General features: G+C 67.6%; 13 protein-coding genes and 1 pseudogene. 4 read left to right on the forward strand and 10 right to left on the reverse strand.

The genetic code is table 11. The features are described from left to right. The 7 genes from OXQ33_RS04970 to OXQ33_RS05000 all read right to left on the reverse strand — a co-directional run. A partial coding sequence (locus OXQ33_RS04970; protein ID WP_267433593.1) for a double-strand break repair protein AddB occupies positions 1-2,072 on the reverse strand: 2,072 nt, incomplete at its 3' end. Next, entirely contained in the window at positions 2,065-2,820 is a 756-nt protein-coding gene (locus OXQ33_RS04975; RefSeq protein WP_267433594.1) for a nucleotidyltransferase family protein, read from the reverse strand. The genes OXQ33_RS04970 and OXQ33_RS04975, both read right to left, overlap by 8 nt. Next, positions 2,817-3,800, reverse strand: a complete 984-nt coding sequence (locus OXQ33_RS04980) for a phosphotransferase (RefSeq protein ID WP_267433699.1) — start codon at positions 3,798-3,800, stop codon at positions 2,817-2,819. Before OXQ33_RS04980 ends, OXQ33_RS04975 begins: the two co-directional genes overlap by 4 nt. Then, complete coding sequence (gene tsaE, locus OXQ33_RS04985; protein ID WP_267433595.1) at positions 3,797-4,243, reverse strand: tRNA (adenosine(37)-N6)-threonylcarbamoyltransferase complex ATPase subunit type 1 TsaE; 447 nt, start codon at positions 4,241-4,243, stop codon at positions 3,797-3,799. Before tsaE ends, OXQ33_RS04980 begins: the two co-directional genes overlap by 4 nt. Continuing rightward, positions 4,240-6,612, reverse strand: coding sequence for a PAS domain-containing sensor histidine kinase (locus tag OXQ33_RS04990; protein ID WP_267433596.1), 2,373 nt, complete (start codon positions 6,610-6,612; stop codon positions 4,240-4,242). Before OXQ33_RS04990 ends, tsaE begins: the two co-directional genes overlap by 4 nt. Before the next feature lie 167 nt (positions 6,613-6,779). After that, a complete protein-coding gene (ahcY, locus tag OXQ33_RS04995; RefSeq protein WP_267433597.1) occupies positions 6,780-8,198 on the reverse strand; it encodes an adenosylhomocysteinase in 1,419 nt (472 codons plus the stop codon). Positions 8,199-8,357: 159 nt separating this feature from the next. Next, the gene (locus OXQ33_RS05000; protein ID WP_267433598.1) at positions 8,358-8,957 is read right to left on the reverse strand and encodes a YqgE/AlgH family protein; all 600 of its coding nucleotides are present in this window, start codon (positions 8,955-8,957) and stop codon (positions 8,358-8,360) included. A gap of 85 nt (positions 8,958-9,042) precedes the next feature. Here OXQ33_RS05000 and OXQ33_RS05005 point away from each other — a divergent pair, with 85 nt between their 5' ends. The 4 genes and pseudogenes from OXQ33_RS05005 to OXQ33_RS05020 all read left to right on the forward strand — a co-directional run bounded on the left by OXQ33_RS05005 (position 9,043) and on the right by OXQ33_RS05020 (position 12,018). Beyond that, positions 9,043-9,522 carry a peroxiredoxin gene (locus tag OXQ33_RS05005; RefSeq protein WP_267433700.1) on the forward strand — a complete coding sequence of 160 codons (480 nt, stop codon included), beginning with the start codon at positions 9,043-9,045 and terminating at the stop codon, positions 9,520-9,522. Between the two features lie 103 nt (positions 9,523-9,625). Beyond that, on the forward strand, positions 9,626-9,844 hold the full coding sequence (locus OXQ33_RS05010; RefSeq protein ID WP_267433599.1) for a hypothetical protein: 219 nt from the start codon (positions 9,626-9,628) through the stop codon (positions 9,842-9,844). A 210-nt stretch (positions 9,845-10,054) separates the two neighbouring features. After that, positions 10,055-11,494: pseudogene (locus OXQ33_RS05015) on the forward strand (AMP nucleosidase); the annotation flags it as partial. A 74-nt stretch (positions 11,495-11,568) separates the two neighbouring features. Beyond that, entirely contained in the window at positions 11,569-12,018 is a 450-nt protein-coding gene (locus OXQ33_RS05020) for a hypothetical protein (protein WP_267433600.1), read from the forward strand. Between the two features lie 423 nt (positions 12,019-12,441). Here the strand turns inward: OXQ33_RS05020 and OXQ33_RS05025 are convergent, their stop codons facing one another. The 3 genes from OXQ33_RS05025 to OXQ33_RS05035 form a co-directional block, all read right to left on the reverse strand. Next, the gene (locus OXQ33_RS05025; RefSeq protein ID WP_267433601.1) at positions 12,442-14,280 is read right to left on the reverse strand and encodes a M2 family metallopeptidase; all 1,839 of its coding nucleotides are present in this window, start codon (positions 14,278-14,280) and stop codon (positions 12,442-12,444) included. Between the two features lie 76 nt (positions 14,281-14,356). Next, positions 14,357-15,118, reverse strand: a complete 762-nt coding sequence (locus tag OXQ33_RS05030) for an alpha/beta fold hydrolase (RefSeq protein ID WP_267433602.1) — start codon at positions 15,116-15,118, stop codon at positions 14,357-14,359. Positions 15,119-15,450: 332 nt separating this feature from the next. Further along, positions 15,451-16,239, reverse strand: a complete 789-nt coding sequence (locus tag OXQ33_RS05035) for a DUF4019 domain-containing protein (protein ID WP_267433603.1) — start codon at positions 16,237-16,239, stop codon at positions 15,451-15,453. Positions 16,240-16,304: the final 65 nt, after the last annotated feature.

A 16,304-nucleotide genomic window follows, 5' to 3' on the forward strand; every position in this document is an offset into this window, starting at 1 on the left:
TCGGCCCAGCGTGCGAGGTTCGGATGTGCCTCGAACCGGTCGCCCGCCATCGCCTGGAGCCGCAGCCAGAAGCGCGACGCCAGGGTCGGTCCGCTCGCATCGCGCCGCGCGCGGGTCAGGATCGCGCGCGGCGCCCCCATCGCCTGCGCGAGGTCATGCGCGGCGATCCCGATCCGCTGCTCCAGCCCGACCAGCCCCAGCAGCGAGCGGATACGCGGTGCCAGCCAGGGGTCGGGTGCGGGCCGCCCCGGCCAGACGCCTTCGTTCAGCCCCCCCGCGATCATCAGATCGGCGGTCTGGAGACGCGCCTCGATCGGCCCGTAAATGGCGAGGCGGGGATACTGCCCCTCGCGCGGAATGGCGCGCACGGCGATCTCGTCGAACAGGCTGCGCAACAGGCCCGGCAGTTCGGCGGGATCGACGCGGGCCGGGCCGTGATCGGCCTGTTCCTCATAGCCCGCAAGGAACTCCGCCGCTGCGCGTCCCTGCAGCCCCGTCCACAGCGCATCGCCGCATAAGGTCTGCCCGCATTCGCGCAGACAGGCGAGCAAGCTGCGCAAGCTCTGCGGCCCATCGCCGAAGGTCCGCCCCACCGCCTCCAGCATCGGCGCGGCCTTGACCCAGAAGGCGGCGGCGGTCGGCTTGTCGGCAACATGCGCGGCGATGCCCTCCAACCCAGGCGCGGGCCGCGGTCCCCGAAGGGCGCGATCGAGCGCGCGGACGCCGTCCAGCCACTCGACCCGCTCCATATTCCCATGGATCAGCGGATGCTTGAGCAACGCCAGCAGCGGCAGCGGCGCGAAATGCTGCGCCGCCGCCTCGGCCAGTTGGAGCAGGAAGGTGCCGGGCAACAGGATCGACAGGGGCCGCCCCGCCGTATCATCGATCAGGATGTTCCAGCGCCGACAATGCGCCGCCACCCGCCGCGCCAGCGCGCGGTCGGGGGTGACCAGCGCGGCGGTACGGCCCGGCTCCTCGATGGCCTCGCGCAGGGCCAGCGCGATCGCCTGCGCCTCTTCGGCGGGGGTGGCGAGTTCGATGGTGGACACCCCCGACAAGCGCCGGTCGTCCGCAGGCAGGTCGGTCCATTTGCCGGTGAAGTCGGCCGGCGCCATGGCATTGGCGATGGCGCGCCCGCGCGCGGCCCCGGCGTCATAATCGCCGCCGCCGCGCCACACCGTCACCTCGCCGCGCGCGACGCTCATCCGGTCGAGCAGCAGCTTCAGCGCGAATTGCGGATGCGTCTCGATCGACCGGCGGGTGCGCCCGGTCTCGGGATCGGGCTTGTGCGGGCCCAGCGCATCCCATTCCTCGTCGGGCATGGTCAGGTCCAGCCCGGCGAACACCACCGATCCGCCCGGCATTTCCGACACGCAACGTAGCAGCCGCGCGACGGCGGGTGCGGTGTCGGTGACGCCCGCCGCGCAGACGAAGCCGGCGGGCTGCGCCTCGGCCCAGCGCTCGGCGGTACGGTCGAGCAGCAGGGTCCGCCGCCGGGCCGCGTCGATCCGCCCCATCCGTTCCAACACGGCGGGCCAACGGTCGAGCACGACCGAGAAGGTCGCCAGCGCCGACTGCCAATGCTCGGTCAGTTCGGGGCCCAGATCGAGCGCGGCCAATTCCGCCGGATCAACCTCTTCGACCAGCATCTGGTCCAATGTGCGGGCCAGATCGCCCGCCAGCCGCACCGCCTCCGCCGCCGTCACCGGCTGTCCCGCCCGGGCGCGCTCCTGCTCGACCAGCCGGGCCAGGATCATGCGTCTGGCCGAGGGCGAGATGGCGGGCGGCGGCGGCGCCTCCGCATCGGCGGGGTCGAGCGCCGAGCCCGCCGCCTCGCCCAGTTCGGGATCGCCCAGCGCCACCATGCGCGGCAGGATCAGGCCGCCGCCGCTCGCGCGCACGAACGCCTCGGTCACCGCACGGACGCCGCGATTGGTCGGCAGCAGGATCATCCCCTGCGCCAGCGTCAGCGGATCGCCGCCGGTCCGCCGCATCAGTCCGGCGACCAGCGCGTCGGCGAAACCGCGATGGGCGGGGATGGTGTGCAGCCGGGGGCGGCGCGGCTCAGCCATCCGCGAGGATCAGCTCCGTCTGCGGAATGGCGCGCGGCGTACCGACATCGAACCACAGGCCCTGATGCACCTGGCCATAAGCGCGTCCGGCCTCGATCGCGCGGTTCCAGAAGATATTGGTCGAAAAGGGCCCCTCCGGCGCATCGGCGAGCAGGCGCGGATGCAGGATCTGAAGCCCGGTATAGGAAAAGGGCGCGACCCGGTTGGGCGCGCGCCGCGCGGTGATCCGCCCATCGGCCCCCAGATAGAAGTCTCCCCGCCCCTGATGGTTATGCGCCCGCGCGAGCGGCACCATCAGCAACAGCGCATCCATCGTCTCGTCGTCCCAGCGCGAGGCGAGCAGGCGGATCGCATCGACCGGCCCGTCGATCCACAGATTGTCGCTGTTGACCACCAATATGGGTTCGTCGCCCAGCAAGGGACGCGCCTTGACCAGCCCGCCCCCGGTTTCGAGCAATTCCGCTCGTTCGTCCGAGATCAGGATCTCGATGCCCGGAAAACGATCCTTCAGATGCGCTTCGAGCTGGTCGGCCAGATAATGGACATTGACCACCGCCCGCTCGACCCCCGCCGCGACCAGCCGGTCGAAGACATGGTCGATCAACGGCTTGCCCGCTACCGACACCAGCGGCTTGGGGCGCGTGGCGGTCAGCGGGCGCATCCGCTTGCCGATGCCCGCCGCCATCACCATCGCGGTGCGCGGCACCTGGCCGGAGGGCATGGGACGGAGCGAGAGTTGCCGGGTCATCGGTCGCTTCCTTGGCCTGCCAGGCGTTGCGGATCGCCGCGCAATTCGGGCGGGACATTGTCGTCGAACCAGGCCGCGACGGGCGCGAGCACCGGCTGCGACAGGTCACGTTCCAGATAGGACCAGACGCGCGGGCACAGCCCCGCATAACGCGGCTTGCCGTCCCGCTTCCATAGCCGGGTGAAGATGCCCAGGATCTTGGCGTTCCGCTGTGCGCCCAGCACATGATAGGCATCTAGGAACGCATCGCCCTCGCCCGTCTCGGCCAGATAGCGCGCCAGCATCGCCTGTTCGATCGACGGCTCCACATCGCGCCGTGCGTCCTGCAACAGCGAAACGAGGTCATAGGAGGCATGGCCCGCCAGCGCGTCCTGAAAGTCGAGCAGGCCCAGCGTGCGCAGCGGCCCAACCAGCATCAGATTTTCGACATGATAGTCGCGCAGCACGGTCACCGGGCTGTCGGCGATGGCGTGCGCGAACACCCGCTCCCAGGCGGCGCGATAGCCCTCGACATCGACGTCCAGACCGACCGCCGGGCAATACCACTGCGTAAACAGCCCCGCCTCGCGGTGGAGGACGGCGGCGTCATAGGGGGCCAGCCCCTCGGGCGCATGGCCGCGCAACCGAGCGAGCAGATCGACCGCGTCGCTGTAGAGCTTCACCGTCGCCTCGGGATCGGCCTCAATCGCCTCGCGCATCCGGTCGTCGCCGAAATCCTCGATCAGGACGAGGCCGCGCACCTCATCCGCGCCGAGAATGGCGGGCGCGGCGAACCCCCGCCCGACCAGCCAGCGCGCGAGCGCGATGAAGGGGCGCGGGTCCTCCTGCGGGGGCGGCGCATCCATCAACACGGCGCTGCGCCCCTCCAGCGTCACGCGGAAATAGCGGCGGAACGAGGCATCACCGGCGAGCGGGGCGATCACCGCCCCCTCCCATCCCAGCGTCGTCAGAAAGGCGGCGGCATCCGCCGGAGGGGTCATATCGGCCATCGGCTTTCCCAGCCCGAGGGCACCTTCGCTGTCAAGACACGTCCGCCGCCCGCATCCATTTCCAGTGTCAGGGCCAGCGCCTGCGGCCACGCCCCCTCGCCCGCCCGGTCGGGCCATTCGACGATCAGCGCGGAATCCCACAAGGCCTCGTCCAGGCCCAGTTCCTCCATCTGCTCCGGCCCGTCGAGCCGGTAGAGATCGACATGCAGCACCGGGATCACGGTTTCCGGCGGGGCATAGGGCTGGACGATGGCGAAGCTGGGGCTCGGCGCCTCTCCGGGCAGGCCGAGCGCGGCGAGCAGACCGCGCGCGAGGCTGGTCTTGCCCGCGCCCAATGTGCCGGTCAGCGTCACCACGTCACCGGGGCGGAGATGCGCCGCCAGCCGCCGTCCGAAATCCTCGGTGGCGGCGGCATCGGCCAGGTGGATCGTCATGGCTTGTCCTTCTCGATCACCCGCCGCGGCAGTTCGACCGTCACCAGCGTCCCCTCGCCCGGCTCCGACAGCAAGGCGATAGTGCCGCCATGCGCCTCGACGAACTGCTTGGCGAGCGGCAGGCCGAGGCCGAGCGCGCGCTCGCCCGTCGCCTTGATCCCCGGCTCAGCGAAACGGTCGAAGGCGCGGGCGACGGACTGTTCGTCCATCCCCTGCCCGTCGTCCGACACCACGATCCGCGCCCGCGCCGAATCGCCGTCCGCGTGGAGCAGGATGCGCCCACCCTCCGGCGTCTGTTCGACCGCATGGCGCAGCAGATGCTCGATCGTCTCCTGCAAGCGGCGGCGGTCACCGGTGATGCGGCCCAGCGAGCGCTGTATCTCGACCGCGAAGTCCAGCTTGCGCCGCCCGGCGATCGGCCGGATCGTATCCGCCGCCGCCCGCGCGACGCGGGCGAGTTCGACATCCTCGCGCGCGATCTCCGCATCCACCTGATCCCGGGTCAGGTCGAGCACGTCATCGACCAGCAGGCCCAAGCGCTCGGTCGATTCCAGTATCGCCTCGACATAGCTCGTTGCCGTTTCCGGCAGGGGCCCCGCGAACCCGCCATGCAGCATCTCGGCGAAACCGCTGATCGAGGTCAGCGGGGTGCGCAATTCGTAGCTCATATTGGCGACGAAGGCGGTCTTCACCTTGTCCGCCGCCTCCAGCGCATCGGCGCGGTCGCGCAGCGCTTGCTCGGCCCGCCGGCTATCGGTGATGTCCAGCAGCGTGAACAACGCATTGCCGTCGGGCAGCGGCACGCCCGCGAATTCGAAATGACGGCCATCGGCAAAGGCGACGCGCCCGCCGCGCTGCTGCCGCTCGATCGTCGCGGACCGAACCAGATCGACGATCAGCCCGGACCGGCTCGGCGTCGCGAGGCGTTCGGCGACGCGGTCGGCAAAAGCATCGACGCGCGGATGGCTGGTCAGGAAATCCTCCTCCAGCCCCCATAGCGCGCGGAAGCGGTTGTTCCAAAGCTGCAACCGGCCATCGGCGGCGAAGACGCCCAACGCCTCGAACAGATTGTCGAAGGTCGCGGTCCGCACGCGCAGCAGCGTGTCGCGCGCGGAGGCGAGTTGCACCTCCTCGGTCCGATCCTCGAAGATCAGCAACAGGCCGCCATCGGGCAGCGGCTGCGCCACGACGCGCAGATGCGTGCCGCCGGGCAGATGCCATTGTTCCTCGATCCCGCCGCTCGCCTGGCGGAACCAGCCGACCCGCTCGGCCTTCCAGCCGGGGAAGTCGCGAACCTCGGGGCTGCGATTGGCCTCGCGCATCCGCTCCAGGATACGGTCGAACTCGGGATGATCGGCCAGCCACTCGGCCTTCATCGCGAACATGCGGCGGAAGGGCTGGTTGCAGAAGACGAGGCCGCGGTCCGGTCCGAAATGGGCGACCGCCGCCGACAACCGGTCGAGCATCGCGCGCTGTGCTTCGGCGAAGCGCTTGGCCCCGGCGCGCGACTGTTCCAGATCCTCGATATCGACCGCGAAGCCCGCAATGCCACCGGTCGGCAGCGGCACGTCGAAGATGCGCAATGCGCGCCGGGCCCCGTCGATCGTCGCAGGCAGCACCTGCTCATGCGGCCGCCCCTGGTCGCGTGCCGCCGCCGCCCCCGCCAGCGGACCGCCGCGTCCCGACCCCTCGACCAGTTCCAGCCCACGCCCGACGACATCGGCGGCGTCGCGACCCTCGACCGCCTCGACATAGGCGGTGTTGACCATGGCGAGGCGCAGATCGGCCCCACGATACCACATGGGCAAAGGGGCCGCCTCGATCAGCCCGGTCAGCGCCTGAAACGCATCGCCCAGCCGCTTGGCCTCGGCATCCAGCCGAACGATCTCGTCCTGCGTCTCGGTCATGTCGAAGACCCAGATGACGACCGCGCCCGCCGCCCCTTGATCGCCGGGCGCGCGCGCACCGTCGAACAACAGGGTCCGTTCCGACCCCTGCGGGCGAAAGATGCGGCGAAAGCGGCGACCGGTCTTCTGCGCGGCGTTCAGATCGGCGGCGAGGAGCGCGGCGTCATCGACCGCCAATCCCGTATCGCCCGATGTCAGCTCTTCCAGGAAGCGCGCGACGTCCGGCAGGCCCAGCCAGTCGGCCAGCCGCCGGGGCATTTCGATCCGCCCGTCGCTGCGCATCAGCATCGCCTGGGCCGGTCCCGCGCGCAGCAGCGCGTCGAGCCGGTCGCGCTCCACCCGCACCGCCGACGCCTCGGCCCGCGCGCGAATCCCCAGGAACAACAGGACCATGCCGATCAGGATCAATCCGCACGCCCCCGCCCCCAACAGCGCGGCCTCGACGCTATCGATCGCGATCATCCGATAAGGTCCGGGCCAGAAAGCTGCATTCCCGCATCTCTAGCCCGATCGGCACGCGCTGCGCCACATCGAACAGCGGCGGAACGGCACCCGCCCAAGAAAAAGGGGGACGCCCTTTCGGACGCCCCCCTTTTCCGTTGCCGTCGGGTCGAAACCCGATGGTCGCATCAATAGCGATAGTGATCCGGCTTGAACGGACCTTCGACCGGCACGCCGATATAAGCGGCCTGCTTCTCCGACAGCTTCGACAGCTGGACGCCCAGCTTTTCGAGGTGAAGCGCGGCGACCTTCTCGTCCAGGTGCTTGGGCAGAACATACACTTCGTTCTTGTAGTTCTCACCCTTGGTCCACAGCTCGATCTGGGCGAGCGTCTGGTTGGTGAACGAGGCCGACATCACGAAGCTGGGGTGGCCGGTCGCGCAGCCCAGATTCACCAGGCGGCCCTTGGCCAGCACGATGATCTGCTTGCCGTCGGGGAACTCGACCAGGTCGGTGCCGGGCTTCACTTCGGTCCACTTGTAGTTCGACAGGGCGGCGATCTGGATCTCGCTGTCGAAGTGGCCGATGTTGCAGACGATCGACATGGGCTTCATCGCCTTCATGTGATCGGCGGTGATGACGTCGGCATTGCCGGTCGCGGTCACGAAGATGTCGGCGCGCTTGACGGCCTCATCCATCGTCACGACCTCGAAGCCCTCCATCGCCGCCTGCAGCGCGCAGATCGGGTCGATCTCGGTCACGAGCACGCGCGCACCGCCGTTGCGGAGCGACTGGGCCGAGCCCTTGCCCACGTCGCCGAAACCGGCGACCGCGGCGACCTTGCCCGCCAGCATCACGTCGGTGGCGCGACGGATCGCGTCGACCAGCGATTCCTTGCAGCCATAGAGGTTGTCGAACTTCGACTTCGTCACCGAGTCGTTGACGTTGATCGCCGGGAAAGGCAGTTCGCCCTTCTTCGCGATCTCGTACAGGCGGTGAACGCCGGTCGTGGTCTCTTCCGACACGCCCTTCAGGTTCTGGACGGTCTGGGTCAGATAGCCCGGCTTCTTGGCGATGAAGGCCTTGACCGAACGCTGGAACTCGACTTCCTCTTCATTCTCCGGCTCGCCGAAGGTCTGACCGGCTTCCAGCTTGGCGCCCCACAGCGCGAACATGGTCGCGTCGCCGCCATCGTCCAGGATGATATTGGCAGTCGTGCCGTCACCATTCTTATCCCAGTCGAAAATGTCGCCGACATAATCCCAATATTCGGCCAGCGTCTCGCCCTTCACGGCGAAGACGGGAATGCCGGCGGCGGCGATCGCGGCGGCGGCATGGTCCTGGGTCGAATAGATATTGCAGGTCGCCCAGCGGACATCGGCGCCGAGCGCGGTCAGCGTCTCGATCAGCACGGCGGTCTGGATCGTCATGTGCAGCGAACCGGTGATGCGCGCGCCCTTCAGGGGCTGCGACGCGCCGAATTCCTGACGCAGGGCCATCAGGCCGGGCATCTCAGTCTCGGCGATCTTGATCTCGGCACGGCCGAAATCAGCGAGGCTGATGTCCTTGATGACATAATCGTTCTTGGTGGCGGCAGTCGTGGACACGACGAAACTCCGTGCAAAATGGAGCCGACCAAGACGCATAGGCACGCCGATCGGCACGGCGCCCGCCTTAGCGGCGATCGCCCCCGGGATCAAATATAAAGATATCTTTATATGCTTCAGTGTGAATGGGCAGCAGCTTGCTGTCGCCCCCCACGGGCGTCAGGCGGTGCCCCCGCCCATAACGAGTTGACGCGGATCGACGCCCGCCACGCCGAACGCCGCCCGCCACCGGCCTTCCGCCGGTACGTCATAGAGGATGTCGAGTTCGCCCCCGACATTGAACCAGCAGCCGGGCTCGCGCAGTTCCTCCTCCAACTGGCCCGCATCCCATCCGGCATAGCCCAGCGCGACCACCCAGCGGGCGGGTCCGCGCCCCTCGGCAATGGCACGCAGCACGTCGACCGTGCTGGACAGCATCCATTTGCCGCCGACATCGACGCTGTCCTGCCCCTCCCAATCATGGGAGTGCAGGACGAAGCCGCGCCGGGGCTCGACGGGGCCACCGAGATGGACCGGCGCGTCGGGCACGTCGCCATGGGGTATGTCGAACTGGTCGAGCAGCGCGTGAAAGCCGAGCCCCTCGATCGTGGTGCCCAGCCCGATGCCCAGCGCGCCCCCTTCGTCATGGGCGCACATGGCGATGACGGCATGGTCGAAACGGCGATCGGCCATGCCCGGCATGGCGAGCAGGAATTGGCCGGAAAGATAGGTCAGTTGATGCACCACCCGACTATAGGGATCGTCGCTTCGCCTCGCCATAGCTTGAAATGCTCAGAGCTTCGGGCATGTACGCCGGACCAACGCCCGGCGCGGTGCCGGGCCGATTGCCCTTAGGATCAGGATGATGACGATCAAGGTCGGAGACCGCCTCCCCACCACCACGCTGGTCAAGGTGACGCCCGAGGGCCCCGAACAGGTGACCACCACCGATTTCTTCGCGGGCAAGCGCGTCGCGCTGTTCGCCGTGCCGGGGGCCTTCACCCCGACCTGCTCGGCCCAACACCTGCCCGGCTTCATCGCCCAGGCGGACGCGCTGAAGGCCAAGGGGGTGGACGAGATCGTCTGCACCTCGGTCAACGACGTGTTCGTCATGAAGGCCTGGGGCCAGGTCAATTCGGCGGGCGCGATCACCATGCTGGCGGACGGCAATGCCGACTTCGCCAAGGCGGTCGGCCTGACGATGGACGGATCGAAATTCGGCATGGGCACGCGCAGCCAGCGCTACACCATGCTGGTCGATGACGGCGTGGTCGAGCAGTTGTTCGTCGAGGCGCCGGGCGAATTCAAGGTCAGCTCCGCCGAGCATCTGCTGTCGGCCCTCTGATCCGGCGAACCGCATGCCCGGTCGGATCGGAGGCGGAACAGTGCGGCTCGGTCAGGCGTTTTTCCACCATCTACCGACCAGCATAACGAGAGGAACCTTGGTCATGACCACCTATGTCCCCCCCGAGAAGCAGGCTCCGTCGAAGAGCTTTGCGGAAAAGGCGCAGGGTGCGGCCAAGGCCGCGGGCGACACGGTGAAGGAACATCCTTACGCCGCCGCCGGGATCGCGGCCGGTGTCGCTGCGGCAGTGGCGGGCGCGGCGTTCGGCGCGGCAAAGCTGCGCGGTACGTCCGAAGACGAGAATTCGTCGCAGGGCGCGTGACGTGCGGGGCGCTTTGACGAAAGCGCCCCGCCCCTTCACCATCCTGCGGATGGTCCCCCTCCCCAAGCCTGGCTTGGGGAGAAATCGCGGATAGCCGCCATAACCCAATTCCGCCGCTCCGTTCAGCCTGAACGGAGGTTCTGCGGCTACCGATCCGCGTCATAAAAACGTAGTCCGCTTGCCAGAACCGGTGACACGGCTAAGCTCCGGGCGATGACTCAAGCCCTACAGATCGTCGAGGAACTCGACCGCCTTTATACCGCCTCCGTCAATCGTTTGAAGGAGGCGCTGACCGCCTATCTGGGCGACGGCACCGTGCCGACGCTGGAAGACCGCGCGCATGGCTGCTTCGCCTATCCCGAAATCCGCCTGATCTATCGCGGCGTCGGCGGGCGCCCCGCGCCGATGCGCTCCTTCGGTCGCCTCGTGTCGCCCGGCGACTACCGGATCAGCGTGACCAAGCCCGCGCTGTTCAAGGAATATCTGGTCGAACAGCTGACCCTGTTGATCGAGGATTACGATGTCGAGGTCCAGGCGGTGCCGGGACGGCAGGAAATCCCCTTTCCCTATGTCCTCGACCCCGGCCATGCGCTGAGCCTCGACACGGTGTCGGCGGCCGAGCTGGCGCGCTTCTTCCCCGCGACCGAACTGGCGCATATCGGCGACGAGATCGCCGACGGTCTGTGGATGACCGCCGACGGCAATCGTCCGCTGGCGCTGTTCGACGGGTTGCGCACCGATTTCTCGCTGGCCCGGCTGCGTCACTATACCGGCACCCCGCCCGAGCATTGCCAGCGCTTCGTACTGTTCACCAACTATCACCGCTATGTCGATGAATTCGTCCGCTGGGGCGCGTCGCAACTGGGCGAGGGTTCGCGCTTCACCGCACTGTCGGGCGCGGGCGGCGTGGTGATCGAGCGGCCGGAGGATGTCGACAAGATCGTCACCGACAGTGCGTGGCGGCGGCACCAGATGCCCGCCTATCACCTGGTCGCCAAGGACGGCACCGGCATAACACTCGTCAATATCGGCGTCGGCCCGTCCAACGCCAAGACGATCTGCGATCACCTGGCCGTCATGCGACCCGAGGCATGGCTGATGATCGGCCATTGCGGTGGCCTGCGCCCCAGCCAGCGGATCGGCGACTATGTGCTCGCCCATGCCTATTTGCGCGACGACCATGTGCTGGACGATGTGCTGCCCCCCGAAATCCCGGTGCCCGCCATCGCCGAGGTTCAGGTCGCGCTGGCCAAGGCGGCGGAGATCGTTTCCGGCCAGTCGGGCGACGAGCTGAAGCGGCGCCTGCGCACCGGCACGATCGTCACCACCGACGACCGCAACTGGGAATTGCGCTATTCCAAGTCGGCGCTACGCTTCTCGCTCAGCCGCGCGGTCGGCATCGACATGGAGTCGGCGACGATCGCGGCGCAGGGCTATCGTTTCCGCGTGCCCTATGGAACGTTGCTCTGTGTCTCGGACAAGCCGCTGCACGGCGAACTCAAGCTGCCGGGCCAGGCCAACCGCTTCTACGAGCGCGCGATCAGCGAGCATATGCGGATCGGTATCGAGGCCTGCGAACAGCTTCGACGCGAGGGCAACAAGCTGCACAGCCGCAAGCTGCGCGCGTTCAACGAGCCGCCCTTCCGCTGATCGGCAACCGGGGGCGGAGCGAAGCGTTACGGTGACGAACCGAAGCTATTGGCAACCAGTTGGGGGATTTTGACATGGTCGACACCACCGACCCGAAAAAGCCACGCCCGCCCCGCCGCCGCGCCGCGCCCAAGACGGCGGGTGCCCCCGCCCCGCGCAAGCGCCCCGCACCCAAGGCGGACGTCGCGACCGAAGAACCGGTCCCGCCCCCGGTTGCCGACGAGGCGGAAGGCGCCGCTCCCGAAGCGCCAAAGCCTGCGACCAAGCCCAAGGCCCCGCCCAAGCCCCGCTCAACCAAGCGCACCGCGCCGCGCAAGGCCCCTCCGCGCAAACCCGCCGCGATCACCGCCGCGCCTGCTCCGGTTCTGGGCAAGCACGGGCTGGACCGGGTCGGAGGCAAATGGGGCGTCGCGTCAATCCTGGGGAGCCTGGCGGCGGCGGCCGGGCTGACGGCGGCGTTGTTGTCGCTGAAGGGGAGTACGGCGAAGCGGGATGGGGATCCGGACGGCGAAGAAAGCAGTTGATTTCCTCCGGTCCGTTCAGCCTGAGCGAAGTCGAAGGCCACGGGTAAGTTCGGAAGACCGTCGCCCCAGCGCAGGCTGGGGCCTTTCTCGATTGCAGGATTTCGCTGCCCAAGATCCCAGCCTTCGCTGGGATGACGGGTGTGATATCTCTCGGCTTTCGACTTCGCTCAGGCTGAACGGACGGGAAGAACCAATCTTCCTCCCCTGCAAGGGGAGGTGGCAGTCCGCAGGACTGACGGAGGGGTGTCACCGCTCGCGACCCTGCCCCTCCACCACCGCTTCGCGGCGGTCCCCCTCCCCAAGCGCAGCTTGGGGAGGAATGAGTCCGACCTCGTCATCCCCGATGGGGGGACCGCTCGCATCAGCGCGTGGCGGAGGAGCGGGCAAAGCCCAAGACGTACCCCGCACCCTCCACATGCAAGATCACCAACCCTGCGGCTTGCCCTTGTTCTGCTGATCCAGCCACGCCTTCAACGGCGCGAAATATTCGACCAGCGCCTTGCCCGACATCTCGCGGCTACCGGTGAAAACCTGAAGCGCGTCGGGCCAGGGCTTGGATTGCCCCATCGCCAGCATCGCGTTCAGCTTCTCGCCGACCGCCTTGTTGCCATAGAAGGAGCAACGGTGGAGCGGCCCCTTCCATCCCGACTGCTGGCACGCCGCCTTGTAGAACTGGAACTGAAGCACCCGCGCCAGGAAATAGCGCGCATAGGGCACGCCCGCCGGGATATGATATTTGGCACCCGGATCGAACTTGGTTTCGTCGCGCGCGACCGGAGGCACCACGCCCTGATACTTCAGCCGCAGCGCGTCCCAGCCCGCCTGATACTGGCCCGCCGGGATCTGCCCAGAGAACACGCCCCAGCGCCATTTGTCGATCAGCAGGCCGAAGGGCAGGAACGCGACCTTGTCCATCGCCTGGCGCAGCAACAGGCCGATATCCTTGTCGGCGCTCGGCACGCGGGCCGGATCGAGCAGGCCGATCTTCACGAGGTAATCGGGCGTGATCGACAGGGCGACGGTGTCGCCGATCGCCTCATGGAAACCGTCATTCGCCCCGTTCTTGTATAGGAAGGGCTGGGTCTTATAGGCGCGCTGATAATAATTATGGCCCAGCTCGTGATGGATGGTCACGAAATCGTCGGCATTGACCTTGGTGCACATCTTGATCCGGATGTCGTCCAAATTGTCGACGTCCCAGGCCGAGGCGTGGCAGATCACTTCGCGGTCGGCGGGCTTCACGATCTGCGACCGCTGCCAGAAACTCTGCGGCAGCGGCGCGAAGCCCAGCGACGAGTAGAAGCCCTCGCCCGCCTTGACCATCTTGATCGGGTCATAGCCCTTGGCCTTCAGCAGTTCGCCGGTGTCGTAGCCGACATCGCCCGCGCCCTTGGGGGCGACGAGGTCATAGATATTGCCCCATTCCTGCGCCCACATATTGCCGAGCAGGTCGGCACGGATCGGGCCGGTCTTGCCCTGCACCGCGTCGCCATACTTCTCGTTCAGCTTCCAGCGGACATAGGTGTGCAGCGCCTTGTACAGCGGCTCCACCTCGCCCCAGATCTTGTCGGTCAGCTGCGCGAACTGCTCCGGCGACATGTCGTAGCCCGAGCGCCACAGCGAACCGGCATCGGCATAGCCCAGTTCCTTGGCGCCCTGGTTGGCGAGCGTGGTCATCTGCGCATAATCGGCGCGCATCGGGGCGCCGACATTGTCGTGCCAGCTGACCCACATCTCCTTCAGCTTGGCGGGATCGCGCTCGCTGCCCATCGCGGCCTCGATATCCGATCCGTTGATCGGCTGGCCGTTCAGCACGCCCTTGCCCTTGCCATAGGAAGAGGACATGCGGGTCGTCAGGGTGGAGAGCTGCGCCGCCGCACCCGGCGTGGTCGGCGCGGGCAAGGTGATGCCGCCACGCAGCAGATCCAGCTTGCGCTTGGTATCATAGGACAGACCCGGCACCGCCTGATAGCGCGCCGCGCCCAGGCCATAGCGGACGGCCAGATCGGTCATCTCCGCACCCGAGGCGGCGGCCAGCGCATCGGTGTCGTCGGTGATATAGGTCGCGTTGACCCAGGCGATCTGCTGCGCACCCACCGACTTTTCGGCCAGCGTCTTCTCGGCTTCGGCGACGAAGGCATCGGCGGCGGCGGGCGTCGCCGGGCCCTGCGCGGCCTGCGGTGTCGACGCGGCGGTCTGCGCCTGGGCGGTCCCGGCCAGCAGGAACGCCAGCACGGTGCCGGAAACGGCGGAACGGATCATGCTATCCCCCAAAGATCATGGCTCGCCCTCGAAACGGGGCGGATGGCGTGCAGTTGCGCGGCTTTGCCCGCCGCCGTCAAGCGCTCAGGAACTGTGCGATCGCCGTACCCAGCTCCGGTTTCGTCACCGAACTCATATGGTTGCCGGGAATCTCGACATAGCGGCCACGCGGCAGCGCCTCAGCCAGATCGACCGCCGCACCATTGTCGAAATCGTCGACGCCCGCCACGACCAGCGTGGGCAGATCGAAGGCTTGGATGGCCGACAAGGACGTATCGGCAAAGGTCTGGAGGATATGGAGCAGCGCCACCGGATCGCCTCCAGTGGTCTTCAGGAACGCCTCCGCCATCCATTCCGGCGTGCCGCGCTCATGCTCGCCCAGGCGGGTGAGGATATTGGTGAAGTGATCGACCCGCCGGTCGGTGTGAAGCAGCCCCTCCAGCCCCATCCCTGCGAAGATCGCCTTGCCCGGCGCCGCGCCCGTCGCGAGCATCCGGCTGACCGTCCGCGCGCCGAGCGAATAGCCGCCCAGATCATAGTCGGTCAGCCCCAGATGCTCGACCAGCGCATGACCGTCGCGGGTCAGCGCGTCCTTCGGATAGGCGGCGGGGTCGTGCGGCTTGCCACTTTCCCCATGCGCCCGAAGATCGGGCATGATGACCCGGTAGCCCTTGGCCGCGATGGCGGCGGCATGGCCGTAGCGGATCCAGTTGGTATAGGCGTCGGAGAAATAGCCGTGGATCAGCACCACAGGCCGCCCCTCCCCCATTTCGCGCCACGCGATCGGCGTTCCGTCGAAGCTGTCGAAGAAGCGGGTTTCGGGGGCGGTGTCGGCCAAGGCTCAGGTCTCCGATGGGCAAGCGGTACGCCAGCCCCCTAATCGGATCGGGCGGGATGTGCACGTCTTGATCGGTACATTGGGGGCCCTTCTTTTCCCTCGCCCCTCATAGAGGGGAGAGGGTTGCGCAGACTTGGTCTTTGCGCGAGCAAAGGCTTAGTCGGAGCTGGGTGAGGGGTGAGCGCGCGGAGCGCGCGCGAGCCTGTGGCTCGCTCAACCCCTCACCCAAGCTGCGCTAGCCAGCAAGCTGGCAAGCTCCGCTAACCCTCTCCCCTGTCCAGGGGAGAGGGACGAAGGAGGGGGAGGAATTCAGGGCATTCCGAACTCGCCCCCTATCCGACGTAAATCCCCGCGACCCGCCAACCGCCATTCTCCCGCTCCAGCGTCACCGTCTCGACCACCTCCGCCGCGTTATCGAAGCGCGTGTTGAACCGCACCATCCGATAGCCGGCGGGCGGGGCCGGGATGTCGTCCTGGCTGACGAAGGTCCGCGACACGACCTTCCCCAGCGGCGTTCGTACCTTTTTGGAGGTCGCAGCCCAGACCTTCTCGGTGTTGAGCTTGCGGAAGGCGGCATTGGTCGCGCGGTAGCTCTCGGCCCATTTCCCCTCGTCGATCAGTTGCAGGAAACGCTGCGCGGCGTCGACCACCGCCGGATCGCGAGCGGGGGTCAAAACGGGAGTCGGTGCCGTTTGGGGCGGCGCGGCGATCATATGGGTCAGGCCGCCAAGGGCCAGCAGGCTGAGGGCAAGGGTCATGAGCATCGCTCCGATAAGGGTCCGGGTGCGGCCTTTGCCGGGCCCGACGCCGTCGAGCGGCGCGCGTCCCTGATCCGCCGTCTCGAGAGGCGCGTCGTCCCCGATCCTCATGTCCCCGGCATTTTCGGGGGTGGCCACGACCGGCAATCCGCCCTCCGCGTCGAGCAACAGGCGCGCGGCCTCGCGGCTGCTCGATACCGATAATTTGCGCCGGGCGTCGCGCAGCCGCTCGTTGATGGTGTGGACCGACAAGTCGAGGCTTTGAGCGATCGACTTGGCGTCATGGCCTCGGACGATCAGACGCAGCGTCTGTTTCTCCTTCTCGGTCAGTGCCCCGATGCCCTGTTTCGCCCGCATGGTCATGGGACCCGACTATGCCTCGCCTGGGGTCCCCGCCACCCTCAAAAAATTGTACCTGCCCGGCAAAG

Origin of the sequence: Sphingomonas sp. GM_Shp_1 (assembly GCF_026540895.1) — a bacterium.
Taxonomy (GTDB): domain Bacteria; phylum Pseudomonadota; class Alphaproteobacteria; order Sphingomonadales; family Sphingomonadaceae; genus Sphingomonas.